This window comes from Streptomyces cellostaticus (genome assembly GCF_001513965.1).
Lineage (GTDB): Bacteria > Actinomycetota > Actinomycetes > Streptomycetales > Streptomycetaceae > Streptomyces > Streptomyces cellostaticus.
This window is the reverse complement of record NZ_KQ948022.1, coordinates 369,621-383,481: the sequence shown is the minus strand read 5'-3', so window position 1 is coordinate 383,481 and position 13,861 is coordinate 369,621. Positions and strand designations below refer to the sequence as shown.

Annotated in this window: 11 protein-coding genes and 1 riboswitch; of the genes, 3 read left to right on the top strand and 8 right to left on the bottom strand. The window is 70.1% G+C overall.

Annotated features, from left to right (window positions below; all coding sequences use genetic code 11):
- Positions 1 to 343: 343 nt before the first annotated feature.
- From AQI88_RS18350 to AQI88_RS18325, 6 genes are all read right to left on the bottom strand, one after another.
- Positions 344 to 727 carry a hypothetical protein gene (locus AQI88_RS18350; protein ID WP_067000004.1) on the bottom strand — a complete coding sequence of 128 codons (384 nt, stop codon included), beginning with the start codon at positions 725 to 727 and terminating at the stop codon, positions 344 to 346.
- The gene (locus tag AQI88_RS18345; protein WP_208615821.1) at positions 724 to 1,323 is read right to left on the bottom strand and encodes an RNA polymerase sigma factor; all 600 of its coding nucleotides are present in this window, start codon (positions 1,321 to 1,323) and stop codon (positions 724 to 726) included. The genes AQI88_RS18350 and AQI88_RS18345 overlap by 4 nt, the downstream gene beginning before the upstream one ends.
- 538 nt (positions 1,324 to 1,861) lie before the next feature.
- Complete coding sequence (locus AQI88_RS18340) at positions 1,862 to 2,359, bottom strand: EVE domain-containing protein (protein ID WP_079057640.1); 498 nt, start codon at positions 2,357 to 2,359, stop codon at positions 1,862 to 1,864.
- 154 nt (positions 2,360 to 2,513) lie between these two features.
- Positions 2,514 to 2,882 carry a hypothetical protein gene (locus AQI88_RS18335; RefSeq protein ID WP_067000084.1) on the bottom strand — a complete coding sequence of 123 codons (369 nt, stop codon included), beginning with the start codon at positions 2,880 to 2,882 and terminating at the stop codon, positions 2,514 to 2,516.
- Between the two features lie 123 nt (positions 2,883 to 3,005).
- A riboswitch (cobalamin riboswitch) is annotated at positions 3,006 to 3,128 on the bottom strand.
- Between the two features lie 199 nt (positions 3,129 to 3,327).
- On the bottom strand, positions 3,328 to 3,858 hold the full coding sequence (gene cpt / locus AQI88_RS18330; protein ID WP_067000081.1) for a chloramphenicol phosphotransferase CPT: 531 nt from the start codon (positions 3,856 to 3,858) through the stop codon (positions 3,328 to 3,330).
- Positions 3,859 to 3,909: 51 nt separating this feature from the next.
- Positions 3,910 to 7,992, bottom strand: coding sequence for a bifunctional nitrate reductase/sulfite reductase flavoprotein subunit alpha (locus tag AQI88_RS18325; protein ID WP_244184202.1), 4,083 nt, complete (start codon positions 7,990 to 7,992; stop codon positions 3,910 to 3,912).
- A gap of 435 nt (positions 7,993 to 8,427) precedes the next feature.
- Between AQI88_RS18325 and AQI88_RS18320 the strand changes: the two genes are divergently transcribed.
- Complete coding sequence (locus AQI88_RS18320) at positions 8,428 to 8,952, top strand: hypothetical protein (RefSeq protein WP_066999998.1); 525 nt, start codon at positions 8,428 to 8,430, stop codon at positions 8,950 to 8,952.
- 265 nt (positions 8,953 to 9,217) lie between these two features.
- Here AQI88_RS18320 and msrA read toward each other — a convergent pair whose 3' ends face one another.
- Positions 9,218 to 9,739, bottom strand: coding sequence for a peptide-methionine (S)-S-oxide reductase MsrA (gene msrA / locus AQI88_RS18315; protein WP_066999995.1), 522 nt, complete (start codon positions 9,737 to 9,739; stop codon positions 9,218 to 9,220).
- A gap of 659 nt (positions 9,740 to 10,398) precedes the next feature.
- Between msrA and AQI88_RS18310 the strand changes: the two genes are divergently transcribed.
- Together AQI88_RS18310 and AQI88_RS18305 are read left to right on the top strand one after the other, a co-directional pair.
- The gene (locus AQI88_RS18310; RefSeq protein WP_066999992.1) at positions 10,399 to 11,286 is read left to right on the top strand and encodes a LysR family transcriptional regulator; all 888 of its coding nucleotides are present in this window, start codon (positions 10,399 to 10,401) and stop codon (positions 11,284 to 11,286) included.
- 85 nt (positions 11,287 to 11,371) lie between these two features.
- Entirely contained in the window at positions 11,372 to 12,916 is a 1,545-nt protein-coding gene (locus AQI88_RS18305) for an AMP-binding protein (protein WP_066999988.1), read from the top strand.
- Positions 12,917 to 13,131: 215 nt separating this feature from the next.
- Here the strand turns inward: AQI88_RS18305 and AQI88_RS18300 are convergent, their stop codons facing one another.
- On the bottom strand, positions 13,132 to 13,851 hold the full coding sequence (locus tag AQI88_RS18300) for an LmeA family phospholipid-binding protein (protein ID WP_066999985.1): 720 nt from the start codon (positions 13,849 to 13,851) through the stop codon (positions 13,132 to 13,134).
- Positions 13,852 to 13,861: the final 10 nt, after the last annotated feature.

Sequence of the window (13,861 nt, the reverse complement as noted above, 5' to 3'; positions counted from 1 at the left end):
TTAGCGCAACGCGATAGTCGTGGCTCGCTCACAGCGAGCCAGAAATACCCTTCCGGATCGTGCCGACGCCGGGAGGATTTCGGCGTTTTGGCATCCTGTCGGCGTCAGACGGATGCGAGACGTTCAGGGATGAGTTGGCCTCCATGGTCGCCCGCGCCGACGCCGGTATCGGAGTTCGGATTTCACCAACCCCCTCATGGGTGCGGTACAGCCCCGTGGCGTGCGGGACACCACCAGCCGCACAGCGCAACCCGCCCCCGCCCGCCGCCCCGCCTGCGCGTGGACTCTCTGCCCCCTCCTGAGCCGAAGGGGCAAGCGTTCGCGGGCAGGGGCGGTGGGATGGTCACCGGGAGTCGGCCGGGGCGGTGGTGTCGACCGTCGAATCGTCCGCGGCCTTCTTCGCCGGGTCCGCCTTGGCGATGGTGCAGACGCCGTCGACACATTTGCGCTCCAGACGGCCGCGGGAGATGGTCTGCGCCAGGCCGACCATCCAGCAAGTGGGGCAGCCACGGAAGGCAATCAGGCCCAGCGGGGCCGCCAGCAGGGATACCGGTCCGACGACGGGCACCAGGGCGATCGAGCCGATGATCAGCCCGAAGCCGATGACACCGCGCGCCAGGTGGCGCGGGACGGACTTGCTGGCGAAGTTCATCTCGGGCGCCGCGGGCTTTGCGGCGGCCGGGGTCTGCGTGCTCTGCGTGGGCTTCACTGTGTTCACGGTGTTCACGGTCGTAACTCTCCTCGATCTGGTTGATCGACAGCTCGGTCGGGTGCTTGATCGGTCAGTGCCAGTGAGTGACGCAGTGCTGCGCGGGCCCTGTGCAGCCGCGACTTCATCGCGGCGTTGCTCAGACCGAGCGACCGGGCGACGACATTGCCGGGCAGGCCCTGGACGTCCCGCATGATCAGGACCTGCCGCTGGTCACGGGGAAGGTCACTGACCGCGGCCGCGATCCGCTCCACCTCCAGCCTGCGCAGCACCGCGTCCTCGGCGGACGGCTCCGCGCCGGCCTCCGGTTCGGCCGCTGCCTCGTCGCTCCGCGAGACGAGCAGCCGCACCTGCCGGAGGCATTCATTGCGCACGATCCGGAACATCCATGAGGCGAGCGCGCCGGTGGCCCGCAGGGTGCCGATCTTCCGGTACAGGATGATCAGCGCCTCCTGCGCCGCGTCCTCCGCGTCCTGCGGTGAGGCGCACAGCGATATGGCGAACTTGCGCACATGAGGCTGCGACTCCATGACGACGGTGGTGAGCGAGGTGACGTCGCCGTCCTGGGCGGCCTTGATCAGCCGCTCGTCCGGCCAGGGGAAGCGTCGGTTCATGTGTCCTACTCATACCCGGAAAGTGCCACGCGCACAGGCACTGGTCAGCTTCGGCTCTTCCGGCGCCTCATCAGGTGCACGGTGCACGCGCACACCAGCAGCGCGCCGATCACTACGGTGCCTACGATCATGACCATTGTGGTGGTTCCTCCTGGTATTCACCGACCCGTGCGGCCGGTACACGGATAAGAGGCGGGGAAGCCCGAAAAGGATTCACCTCCAGCCGTAGAGCTTCTTGAGCCGGTTCACCACCAGGTCGTATGGTCCGCGGTCCAGCGCGCAGGAGCAGTTGTGCCGTGCCACACTGCGGGTTGGCGAACCGGCCGCTGGTGTCCGGGTCCGGGCCCCCAAACGCCTCCCCGTAGGTCACAGGAGACCGAGGCCGGCAGCGCGGCGGCTGCCGGAGGCCTGGTGGAGAGCGGTTGACGATTCCGCTGCCGAGGCGTCCGCACCTCACCCGTCCGACTCGTCCCCCGTCTCTCGTAGAGCCCCGCGCCAGCCGCACACCTCGGCGGTCGTCGGCGCTCCTCGTTGTTCCTCATCCCTCCATCGCGGCACGGAGCAGCGCGAAGTCCGCGACCGCCAGCGGCACCAGGCCGAAGCGCAGTCCGTACCCCCAGTTCGGCCGCTGCGTCAGGACCAGGTCGGCGCCGACGGCGCGCAGGTCGGCGGCATGTACGTCGTCGAAGTCGACGGCTCGACGCCAGGGCCGCACAGTCCCCTTGGCGCCCATGTTCATCACTGCGTCGGCGAGATACGGCTCGTCGTCAGCGATCACTCCCAGCGCGGTGAAGGCGCGCAGCTTGGCCCTGTCGCCCATGCGCTCGGTGGGCGAGTAGCAGACGAAGCCGTCGCCCCGGCGCATCCGCGCGAGGTTGCGGCGGTCGCCGTGGTTGAGCTGGATCCAGCCGTGCCGGCTCGCATGCCGTGCGTGCTCAGCCGACACCACGCCGAGCCAGGCCCGCTCGGGCGAACCGGGCGCCTTTCGCGACGGATCTTCGTCTTCCGCGGGAATGACGGTCGAGTGGCTGCTCATGGGCCCTCCTGAAGTCGTGGGACTGCTGTGCGGAGGAGTCCAGTCTTCAGGCGTATACCTGACATACGGCGTCATGTATTCGGTCCGGATCTCCGGTCTTCACCGACTTCGTGGACGGTTCGGCACACCGGTCCCCGACGTGTCCGGCCTGAGCTCAGCGACGGTCCACGCCGCGCCGGTCCCGGGAAGCCGCACCGAGTCGCGGCGGTGTGAAGGTGTAGAGGTCGAGGATCTCCGGCAGCGGTGCGATGCCCGGCCCGCCCGCGCGCACCCAGGCCGTGATGTCCTCGGTCGCGTCGGGGTCGTTGACCAGCCCCAGCCAGACCGGTCGGCCACCGGCGGCCCGGCCGGCGGCGGAGGGTTGGACGACGATGACGTTGGCCTGCTCGCACACGTCGAGGCAGGCGGAGATGCGCACGGGCACCTCCGCGCGCAGACGTGCGGTCTGCGCTGCATGGTCGACGCCGGTCACCTTGGCACTGCCACAGCAGCAGTCCCGGCACACGACGACACGGCACGGCACCCGGCCGGCCCCCCGTACGACCGCTTCGCCGCCGGATGCCGCTTCCGTAAGGTCCTCGGGCACGCCCGATCACTCCTCCCCCGGGGAAATCCGCCCCGGTGTCCGTCGAGGGGGCGACCGCGTGAGTCTCCTGGCTCTCGGGTCGTCACGCGTCCCGGCCTTCCCGCCCCTCACGGACAGTGGCCTGTCGGAACTCGCTCACCGATCACAGTGGCGGGACCGCACCGGATTCACACCGGTTTCCTCGGATCGCCGTCGCCTTGTCACCGATCATCATTCCATCACCGACGAGGCCCCGTCATCCGGGCGCGCTCCGACGCGTGCGGCCACCGCAGGCCGCTCCCGGAGTACCTGACAGCTCATCAGCAAAATGCGTCACACGAGCGTCAGGGCAACCTCGCCGATCCGAGTCCGCGCATCCGCCGTACAACACCCGTACCGTCGTTCACTTCACATGTACGGCGATGGTCCGTGCGCATTCCATCGACTCGGCATGCGCGGTGTCCACCTCCAGGTCATAGGCCACGCCCTGGTGGACCACATCCGCCTGGGACGCGGCCATCCCGATGATCCGATCGCCTCGTGCGACCTCACGGCCCGCGGCAACCGCACTGTCACACCTGACGCCCACCCACAGCACCCGCAGTTCACCGAAAGCCTTCTGCCATCGCTGCTGTGAGTCCGCTCCGCCGAGAAACACCTCGTCGAGGATGACCCGGGCGCCCGCACGGGCCATCGCTGCGACCCCCTCGGTCCAAGCTGCTTCCAGCGTTCGGAACTCCGGCCCGACGATCACCTCTCCGTCCGGAGCGAACTCGATCCCGCCATCCGATGTCTGCATGGACGCCGGCATCGCCTGAACCAGCGCGTCTGTCCCGAGAGCCAGCCACGGATCCGGCAGGACCGCCTGCAGACACCGAACGATCCCGGACTTCCCCGCGCTGGAACCACCGTTGAGAACGATCACCTGAGTCATCACCGCGCCACAGTAGAGGCACCGGGACAGCGCTCGATACGCAATTTCCGCTCAGTACACGTCGCGCACGTAGCGCTTGTCGGCGGCGAGCTGTTTGACGTACGCCGTCGCCTCGGTCTCGTCCAGGCCGCCGTGGACGGTGACTATCTCCCGCAGGGCCTGGTCGACGTCCTTGGCCATGCGGGAGGCGTCGCCGCAGACGTAGAGACGGGCGCCGTCCCGGAGCCAGGACCACAGCAGCGGACCGTGCTCGCGCATCCGGTCCTGGACGTAGATCTTGGCGCGCTGGTCGCGGGAGAAGGCGGTGTCCAGGCGGGTGAGCGTGCCCTCGGTGAGGAAGGCCGCCAGCTCCTCCTCGTAGTAGAAGTCGGTCGCCCGGTGCTGTTCGCCGAAGAACAGCCAGTTCGGGGCGCGGTGGCCGCGGGCCCGGCGTTCCTCCAGGAAGCCGATGAACGGTGCGATGCCCGTGCCGGGGCCCACCATCACCGCCGGTGTGGCGGGGTCGGCGGGCGGGCGGAAGTGCGGTGCCCGCTGGACACGGACCGGCACCGGGGTGCCTGGCTCGGCGTCGGCGAGGAAGGGGGAGGAGACGCCCTGGCGGGGGCGGCCGCCCAGGTTCTCGTAGCGGACGACGGAGACCGTCAGCGACACCAGGTGGGGGTCCGTCAGGGGGCTGGAGGATATGGAGTACAGGCGGGGTTGCAGGCGCCCCAGCACGTCGGCCCACTCCTGCGCCCCGGCCCGGATGCCGAACTCGGAGATCACGTCGACGGCCTGGCGTCCCCAGGACCACTGCGCCAACTCGCCCTTGTTGTCCGGCCGCAGCAGCTTCCGCAGCTCGCGCGGGTCGCGGGCGCGGTCGGCGACGAAGCGCAGCAGGCCGGGAGTGATGCGGGTGATGTCCAGGTGGCGCAGCAAGGCCTCGGCGAAGGGCATGTCCCCGGCCTTCGTGACCTGGACGGCCGCGTCCGCGTCCAGGCCGGTGACGGCCAGCCACTCCGTCACGAGCTGCGGCCAGTTGACCGGGTGGACCGCCAGGGCGTCCCCGGCCTCGTAGGCCAGCGGGGTGTCGCTGTCACGGGTGTCGAAGGTGAAGCGCCGGACTTCCTTGCCCGCACCCGGCAGGCTCAGCAGGCGGTTTCCGGTCAGGCGGGCGGTGACGGGGGCGGGACGGCTCGGCCGGGGAGCCGCCGGGGCGGCGGGGGCCGGATCGGGTACCGTCGGCTCGGGGCTCTGCAGCGCGGTGAGTACCTGGTCGAGCCAGGCCCCGGCCTCGGTCTCGAAGTCCGGTTCGCAGTCGGTGCGCGGGGCGAGCCGTATCGCGTCCAGTTCCTCCATACGCCGGTCGAGACGGCGGCCGTGCCCGCAGAAGTCGTCGTACGAGGAGTCACCGAAGGCCAGGACGGCGTAGCGCCTGCCTGCCAGGCGCGGGGCGTCGGGCGAGGCGAGGGCGTCCCAGAATCCGGCGCCGTTGTCGGGGGCGTCGCCGTCGCCGAACGTGCTGGTGATCAGCAGCAGGTCGGCGTCGGACGGCAGCGCGGCGGGGTCCGCCTCCTCCATGGGCAGGAGGGACGCGGGGTGGCCGTCGGCGACGAGTCGCTCGGAGGTGGCGGTCGCGAACTCCTCGGCGTTCCCGGTCTGCGACGCCCAGAGGATCACGACCTGGCGGCGAGGAGCGTCCGCGGACGGGGAGGACAAGCGCGTGGAGCCGCCGAGGCCGTACGCGGTGGAAGGCGTCGCCTCGGCCCTGGAGTACATCCCGGCCAGCGCACCGTTCACCCACAGGGCGTGCTCCGGGCTGAACGGGGCGTCCGGCGGCAGCACCGGTACGCCCGGGGCGCCGGACGGGATGCCGGCGAGGAAACCGGTCAGATACCTGCGTTCGTGTTCGGCCAGCACCGGCGGCGGCACGGATTCCAGCCCGAACAGGGCGGGAGCGGAGGCGGTGGGCAGGGCGGCGAGCGGTCGGACCGCCGGGGCCGTGCTGGACTCCGTGGACACCGAGGCTGTGGCCTGTGGGCCTGCCAGGGCTGGGGTCCGTACCGCCACGGGGGCGGCCACCTTGGTCAGTGACACCGCGCAGACCTTGAACTCGGGCTGGAACGACAGCGGGTCGACGGCATCACTGGTCACCGCATTGACACTCAGGTACTCCCCGAACAGGTCGTTCCAGTGGAACGGCGCGAAGCAGCAGCCCGGCCGCACCCGGTCGGTGACGACCGCAGGCAGCACGGCCCGTCCGCGCCGCGAGGCGACCTCGACCGAATCGCCTTCGGCGAGACCCAGCCCGGCCGCGTCCTGCGGGTGCACCTCCACGAAGGGACCGGGGTTGAGCTTGTTCAGCTTGGACACCTTGGCCGTCTTGGTCAGGGTGTGCCACTGATGCTGGAGGCGGCCGGTATTGAGCACGTACGGGTAGTCGTCATCGGGCATCTCGGCCGCCGGGATGTGCGGGCGGGCGTAGAAAACCGCACGGCCGCTCGCGGTCGGGAAGGTCGGCGAGCCGTCCGCACCGACGTACCGGATCGGGTTGCGGTCGGACCCGTCCGTGCTCGCCGCCGGCCACTGCACCGGGGTGGTACGAAGCCGTTCGTAGCTCACACCCCGCAGGTCCCAGCCGGTCACCGGGTTCCAGGCGCGCTTGATCTCCTCGAAGACCTCCTCGGCGCTGTCGTACGCGAAGCCCTTCTCGTAACCCATCGCGCGGGCCACGGCGGCGATGATCCGCCAGTCCGCCATCGCCTCGCCGGGCGGATCGGCGGCCGGCCGGGCCAGGGTGAGGTTGCGCTCACTGTTGACCAGGACGCCCTCGGTCTCGGTCCACAGTGCGCCGGGCAGTACGACATCGGCGTACGCGTTCGTCTCCGTCTCGGCGAAGACGTCCTGTGTGACGATGAACTCGGCGGCCTCCAGGCCCTCGATGACCGTCCTGCGGTTCGCGACGGAGGCGACCGGGTTGGTGCAGATGATCCAGCATGCCTTGATGTCCCCGTCGGCCATCTTCCGGAACATCTCCACCGTGCCCTTGCCGACACCGTCGGCCCTGATCGCGCCCGGCTCCAGCTCCCACAGCTCCTCGACGAAGGCCCGGTCGGCGTCGGCGAGTACGGACCGCTGCCCCGGCAGCCCCGGCCCCATGTAGCCCATCTCCCGGCCGCCCATGGCGTTGGGCTGGCCGGTGAGTGAGAAGGGCCCGCTACCGGGGCGGCAGATCGCGCCCGTGGCGAGATGCAGGTTGACCAGCGCGTTGGTGTTCCAGGTGCCGTGCGTGGACTGGTTCAGGCCCATCGTCCAGCAGCTCGTCCAGTCCCCGGCCGCGCCGATCAGCCGGGCAGCCTCGCGGATGTCGTCCTCCGGGATGCCGGTGATCTCCGCGACGGTGGCGGGCGGGAAGTCGGCGAGGAAGGCGGGCATCGCCTCCCAGCCCTCGGTGTGCGCGGCGATGAATTCGGGGTCGGTGCGGCCGTTCGCGTGCAGCAGGTGCAGCAGACCGTTGAGGAGCGCGAGGTCCGTGCCCGGCTTGATCTGCAGGAACAGGTCGGCCTTGTCGGCGGTGGCGGTGCGCCGCGGGTCTACGACGATCAGCTTGGCGCCCGCCGACTTCACCCGGTCCATCATCCGCAGGAAGAGGATGGGGTGGCAGTCGGCCATGTTGGAGCCGATGACGAAGAAGACGTCGGCCTTGTCGAAGTCCTGGTAGGAACCGGGCGGCCCGTCCGCGCCCAGCGACAGCTTGTAACCGGTGCCGGCGCTGGCCATGCACAGCCGGGAGTTCGACTCGATCTGGTTGGTCCGGATGAAGCCCTTGACCAGTTTGTTCGCGAGATACTGCGCTTCCAGGCTCATCTGCCCGGAGACATAGAGGGCGACCGCGTCGGGTCCGTGTGTGTCGATGATCGCGCGCAGGCGGCGGGCGGTCTCGGCAATGGCGGCCGCCACGGGCGCGGGCTGCGGCTCCTCGCCGCGGTCCGGCCGGACCAGGGCGGTGGTCAGCCGGCCCGGGGCGGCGAGCATGTCCGCGGTGGTCGCGCCCTTGGTGCACAGCCGACCGAAGTTCGCCGGGTGCTCCTTGTCCCCGGTCGCCTTCAGGACCGTACGCCGCCCGTCCGGTCCCCTGCCCACGTCGAGGACCATGCCGCAGCCGACCCCACAGTACGAGCAGACCGTCCGCACCTTCGTGCCGTCATTCCGAGAGCCCGGCGCGGCCACGGGCGCCTCCCTTGCTGTGCTCGGCCCGATCTCACTCCGTCTGACGGTACGAACGGCTCGTTACACGGGTGTCTCTGCACCCGATCATCAGGGGTTAAGCGCACCGCACAGGGCCTGGCAGGCGGGTGTGAGCAAGCGCGCCCGCCTCAGGGCCGGCAGCCAGGTCCCGCCGGCGTCGGCACACGCGTCAACAACCAAGTTCAGGCCATGACTTCCTCTCCGCATGCCATGGCATGAATAAACGTTCAACCAAAGGATTTCCCGGGGCAGCAAAGGGGTCTACCCGCATAGATGATCCCGGTGCTGTCATGCTCACGACCGCCCGGAAATATGCCGGGCACCACACCGGGAGACCCCCACATGTCCCGAATAACACGCCCCCTGGTGACCACCCTGTCCACCCTCGCCCTCGCCGCCGCGGGCCTGACCGTGACCACCGGAACGGCGCACGCACAGTCGTGCAGCCAGGACTACCTCCCCCTCCCCGACCCCAACTGTCAGCCCGGTGACCTCAACCCGGACGTCACGCAGGACACCATCGACTCCACGATCTGCGTCTCCGGCTGGACCGCGACGGTGCGACCCTCCAGTTCGTACACCACCGCGCTGAAGAAGAAGCAAATAGTCGAGTACGGCTACACCGACACCAGCACCTCCGACTACGAAGAGGACCACTTCGTCCCCCTCGAACTCGGCGGCGCCCCCAAGAGCGAGCTCAACCTCTGGCCAGAGCCGGAGTACGGCAACAAGACCGCGGCCAACAAGGACACGGTCGAGAACAAGCTCAAGAAAGCCGTCTGCGCGGGCACCGTCAGCCTCGCGGACGCGCAGGACGCGATCATCACCGACTGGACGACGGCGCTGTCGAGCCTCGGCCTGAGCTGAGCCTTCACCTGCGACTCAGGGGCCGGTGACCTCCCTCGGGAGCAGCCGGCCCCCTTCCGTTCGTGCCGCGAGGGCAGGACGGGTGCCTCCACGAGCACGATGCGCCGGGCCTGCGCGAGGAAGAGGCTGGGCGCATCAGAGGCCAAGCGGGGAGGCGGGCGTCGCGAGAGTGGGGGAACGGGCTCCGCCTCCTGCGTCGGCGGCCTGGAGCGACCCGCCGACGCAGGAGGGGCGATCCGTCCGGAGGACGACGTCCCGGTCGGTCTCAGTTCGTCGTGGAGGAGGCCCGGCGCGGCAGCTTCCAGTTGGGTCGCGGGAAGTGGCAGGTGTAGCCGTTGGGATAGCGCTCCAGGTAGTCCTGGTGCTCGGGCTCGGCCTCCCAGAAGTCGCCCACGGGCTCGACCTCCGTGACCACCTTGCCCGGCCACAGCCCGCTCGCCTCGACGTCCGCGATCGTGTCCACGGCGACGCCGTGCTGGTCTTCGTCGCTGTAGTAGATGGCCGAACGGTAGCTGCGCCCGATGTCGTTGCCCTGGCGGTCCTTCGTGCTCGGATCGTGGATCTGGAAGAAGAACTCCAGGATGTCGCGGTAACTCGTGGCCGTGGGATCGAAGAGGATCTCGATCGCCTCGGCGTGGTCGCCGTGATTGCGGTACGTGGCGTTCGGCGTGTCACCGCCGCTGTAGCCGACACGCGTGGACACCACGCCCGGCTGCTTGCGGATCAGGTCCTGCATCCCCCAGAAACAACCGCCCGCCAGTACGGCCCGCTCGGTTCCCACTGTCATCGGTCGCTCCCTCACCCTCGAGCCGCGGTCCGGCGCGGTCGCTGACGTGCCGGTTGCACGTTCATCCAGCTTATTACTACCTGCGAGTAACGATCCAGTGGGCCAGGACCGCTGCTGCCAGGCGCTGGGTGAGGACGGGAACAGGCCGCGACCTCCACGTCCAACGGCCTGTCCCGGTTCAAGAAGAGGTCACCAGCATTGCTTGCTGGTCACCCAGGTGTCGCACGGCATGGGGGCGGCACTGCGGCCTTCGACCGCCGGAGCGCTCGTTTGGGACGGGGTAGCCGAAGCGGCACCGGCTGGGGCCGCAAGAGCTCCGAGGAGCGCGGCGATGAAGAGGGCGGCTATGTGTCGCATGGTGAACGATCCTTCCTAGGTCCTCCCCCAGGACACGTGTCTTGGGGGAATGCCTCCTAGGCTTGCGCAGACGCGCACAGCCTGCATGTCGAACGCACACGGTCAGTAATCGGGCCGGGCCGGTGAGCCTCGTTCATCCTGCGCCCTGGGGCTGGAATGGCCTGGTCAGGTGGGGTGACATGGCGAAGCCCCGCATGCCGGGCCGGACCCACGTCCTGACCGCCACCCGCGCCCACGGGAACTACACCCCAGGCAAGCGCCGCTGAACTCCGCCGAGCGAAAGATCCGGCGAGACTACGGTCATGGACCTGCTGTCGCTGCGTTATTTCCAGGCCGTGGCCCGCCACCAGCACATCAGCCGGGCTGCGGAGGAACTCCGGGTCGCCCAGCCGTCGGTGAGCCGGACCATCATCCGGCTTGAGTCGGAACTCGGCGTTCCGCTGTTTGACCGCCAGGGGCGCCGGATTCGGCTCAATGAGCACGGCGCCGCCTTCCTGCTCCGGGTCGAGCGGTCGTTGGCCGAGCTGGACGATGCCCAGCGGGAGTTGGCCGATGCCGCCGGTGCCGGTCCGGGCCGTGTCGCCGTCGCCGCCGAGACCCTGCTCCTGCTGGCCGGGGTGCTGGCCGCCTTCCGTGCGCTCCGTCCCGGGGTCAGAGTGCGTCTGTTCCAGGCTCCGGTGGACTCGATGCGACGTCATCTACGCGCGGCCGAAGTGGATTTCGCGCTTGCCTCACAGCCGTTGGCCGAGCCTGGGCTGTGTTCGGTGGAACTGGTGCGGGAGGAGGTGCTGCTGGCCGTGCCGCCCGGGCATCCGCTGTCCGGCCGGGAGCGCGTCGCGGTGGCCGAGCTGGCCGGCGAGGAGTTCGTCAGCACCCGCCTCGGCCACTGGCAACGTGCCCTGCTGGAGCGGCTTTTCGCCCGTGAGGGACTTACGCCTCAGGTGGTCTGCGAGGGCGACGAAGCCGCCGCCACCCCGGAGTTGATCAGTTCCGGGCTGGGCATCGGCCTGATGCCGGCCGTCGCCCGGCGGGCCCTCGGCGAGCACAGCCCGGTGAGCTGGCTGCGACTGGACGCCCCGGACTGTCACCGGACGCTGACCCTGGTGTGGCGCCGGCACGCCTACCTCTCCCCCGCCGCCCTGGACTTCCGCCGGCTGGCCGTAGAACGGTTCATGCCCGAGAAGGCATGAACACATGGCGAAACCGGTCGTGGAAGGCATGAGCGGTCGGCACTAGCGTCGAGGGCGCCACCGGTTCCGACCAGGGAGAACAGCGATGAGCCAGCAAAACGCCGCCACGGAAGCCGATTTCAGCAGCTATGTGGAGGCCATCCTTCATGTGCTGTCCGCCGAGCCGTCGCGGGCGGCCATCACGACCGCCGAGGGGCTGGTGATCAGCGCGGCGGAGTTACGGGACCAGGTCCACCGGCTCGGCGGGGAGCTGGCGGAGCGCGGGGTGGGCCGCGGCGCCACGGTCACCCTGCTCACCGGTAACACCGCCGAGGCTCTCGTAGCCCGCTATGCCGCCCATCTGTCCGGTGCCCGGGCGGTCGCCCTCTACGAGGGCATGAGCCCGCCGACCATGGCCCGCGTGATGGCGAGCGTGGACTGCTCCCTTCTCCTGGTGGACAACCAACGGCACAGCACAGCAAGGGAGTTGATGCAGCTACCCGATGCTCCCCAGGTGCTGTCCCTGGGACCGAGTGGCTTCGCCGAGGACGTACTGGCCATGGCCGCCAGGCGCCCGGCGCAGCCGATGGGCGGTCTGGTGGGCCCGGACGACGACTGGTGCATCCGGCACACCGGTGGAACCACCGGAATTCCCAAGGGCATCCGGATGACCCATGGCTCCTACCGGCGAAGCCTGGACCACCGGCTCGCGGGCGCCGGTGACCCGCCCCGCTATCTGGCCTGCACCTCGCTCGCCCACCTCGCCGGGATCTTCGCCGACATGGCGCTCCATCAGGGTGGCTCGGTGGTCCTGCGGCACGGATTCGAGCCCGGGGATGTGCTGGCCGCGATCGAGCGCGAGCGCATCACCCACACCTGGCTGCTGCCGCCGTTGCTCTACCAGCTGCTGGATCACCCGGACTTGTCCGGCACCGATCTGTCCAGCCTGTGCCGGATCACCTACGGCGGCACCGCCGCCTCACCGGCCAGGCTGCGGCAGGCGGCCAAGGTCCTCGGGCCCGTGCTCTACGGCTTGTACGGGCAGGCCGAGGCGCAGCACATCACCGAAGCGGGCCCCGGGGACCAGGAGGTGACCGGCCGCGGCGGGCAGCTGACGGTCGGCCGGGCCTTGCCCGGCGTGGAGATTGCCGTCCGGGACGCCGACGGCACCACCCTGCCGCCCGGGGAACGGGGCGAAGTGCAGGTGCGCTCGCCCTATGTGATGCACGGCTACTGGAAGCAGCCGGAGCTGACCGCCGAGGTGCTGCGGGACGGCTGGGTACACACCGGTGACGTCGGCTATCTCGACGAGGACGGCTACCTCTACATCGTGGACCGGCTCAAGGAGATGATCGTGGTCGTCGGGGGCCATGTCTATCCGGCGGAGCTGGAGGACCTGCTGCTGAGCCATCCCGCCGTCGCCCGGTGCGCGGTCTTCGGCAGCCGGGACGAAGAGTCGGTGGAGCACGTCCACGCCGCCGTGGTGCCCGCCACCGGACAGCGGCCCTCGCTGGAGGAGATCCGGGACTTCGTCACCGCCCGCAAGGGTCGCCTCTACGCTCCCGACGCCCTGCACCTGGTGCCCGCCATTCCGCTGACGGCGGCGGGCAAGCCGGACAAGCGGCTGCTGCGGTCCCGGGTGTCCGGCTGAGGTAAGACGGCCGGCAGGAGGCAAGGGGGGCCGACACCATGGCCGGCGATGCGGCATCCGCCGCCGCAGGCCGACCCGGCCGAACCGGTGCCCCACCCACAGCAGCACCTCCGCCGGCTCAGAAGCGCGGACATCAGGCCGCACATCACCGTGCCTGATCAGCACAACAGTCATCGCCTGCCGCCGGGTACCCGTCCGGGCCGTCGGTCGGGCGGTCAGGCGGCTCCCCCGTTCGCGCTCGGTGTCGGGCCCGGGGCGATCGAGAAGGCGAGGACGAGGCCGTCGTCGGCGGCGCGTGCCGAGGTCAGTGCGACGCCGCGGGGCAGTCCGGTGACGGCCACGGTCCGGGGTTCGAGCTCGTCCCGCAGTGCGGATGCGGCCGGCAGGGCAGCGAGGCCGTCGACCGCCGCGGTGCGGCCGAGGGCGCTCACCGTCGTGGGTGTGATGGTGAACGCGTCCGAGGTCGCGGACACCTCGGCCCGCACGGTGACCGGCAGTCCGAGGCGACCGACACTCCCGCTGAGGAGCAGGTCGCCGTCTTGGCCGCCGGCGGTCAGGCCGTCGCCCGGCGCGCCCATGCGGCGGGTCACCTGGTCGTATCCGATGGTGGCGGTTCCGGTGCCGCCGGCGCTGTCGCCGTCCGTCGTCACGTCTTTCAGGCGGACGGTCACGTCCATCAGGGTGTGTTGACGGCGTACGCCCTTGGCGCTCACCTCGACGTCGCCGACCTCCCCGCCGAGGGTGCGCAGCCCTGCGAGCGGCGTGGTGAGTTCGGCGTGCACCGGACCTCGCGGATCCAGTCGGCGCGACGCCTGGGCGGCGACCCGCTCCTCGGTCCTGTGCTCGACCAGGAGATCGGTCGCGCAGGTGAGGGCGGCCAGTGCCGCGGTCACCGCGACCGGGATGCGGGTTCTGTTCCAACGGTTCGATGTCACGTGGTCACTC

What these genes read in the sequence shown, in the direction of transcription:
- AQI88_RS18325 (WP_244184202.1), bottom strand. Translation starts at nt 7,992, where the DNA reads ATGGTCCTCGACGTGGGCAGGGGACCGGACGGGCGGCGTACGGTCCTG.
- AQI88_RS18310 (WP_066999992.1), top strand. Translation starts at nt 10,399, where the DNA reads ATGGACCTGCTGTCGCTGCGTTATTTCCAGGCCGTGGCCCGCCACCAG.
- cpt (WP_067000081.1), bottom strand. Translation starts at nt 3,858, where the DNA reads ATGACTCAGGTGATCGTTCTCAACGGTGGTTCCAGCGCGGGGAAGTCC.
- AQI88_RS18305 (WP_066999988.1), top strand. Translation starts at nt 11,372, where the DNA reads ATGAGCCAGCAAAACGCCGCCACGGAAGCCGATTTCAGCAGCTATGTG.
- AQI88_RS18340 (WP_079057640.1), bottom strand. Translation starts at nt 2,359, where the DNA reads ATGAGCAGCCACTCGACCGTCATTCCCGCGGAAGACGAAGATCCGTCG.
- msrA (WP_066999995.1), bottom strand. Translation starts at nt 9,739, where the DNA reads ATGACAGTGGGAACCGAGCGGGCCGTACTGGCGGGCGGTTGTTTCTGG.
- AQI88_RS18320 (WP_066999998.1), top strand. Translation starts at nt 8,428, where the DNA reads ATGTCCCGAATAACACGCCCCCTGGTGACCACCCTGTCCACCCTCGCC.
- AQI88_RS18345 (WP_208615821.1), bottom strand. Translation starts at nt 1,323, where the DNA reads ATGAACCGACGCTTCCCCTGGCCGGACGAGCGGCTGATCAAGGCCGCC.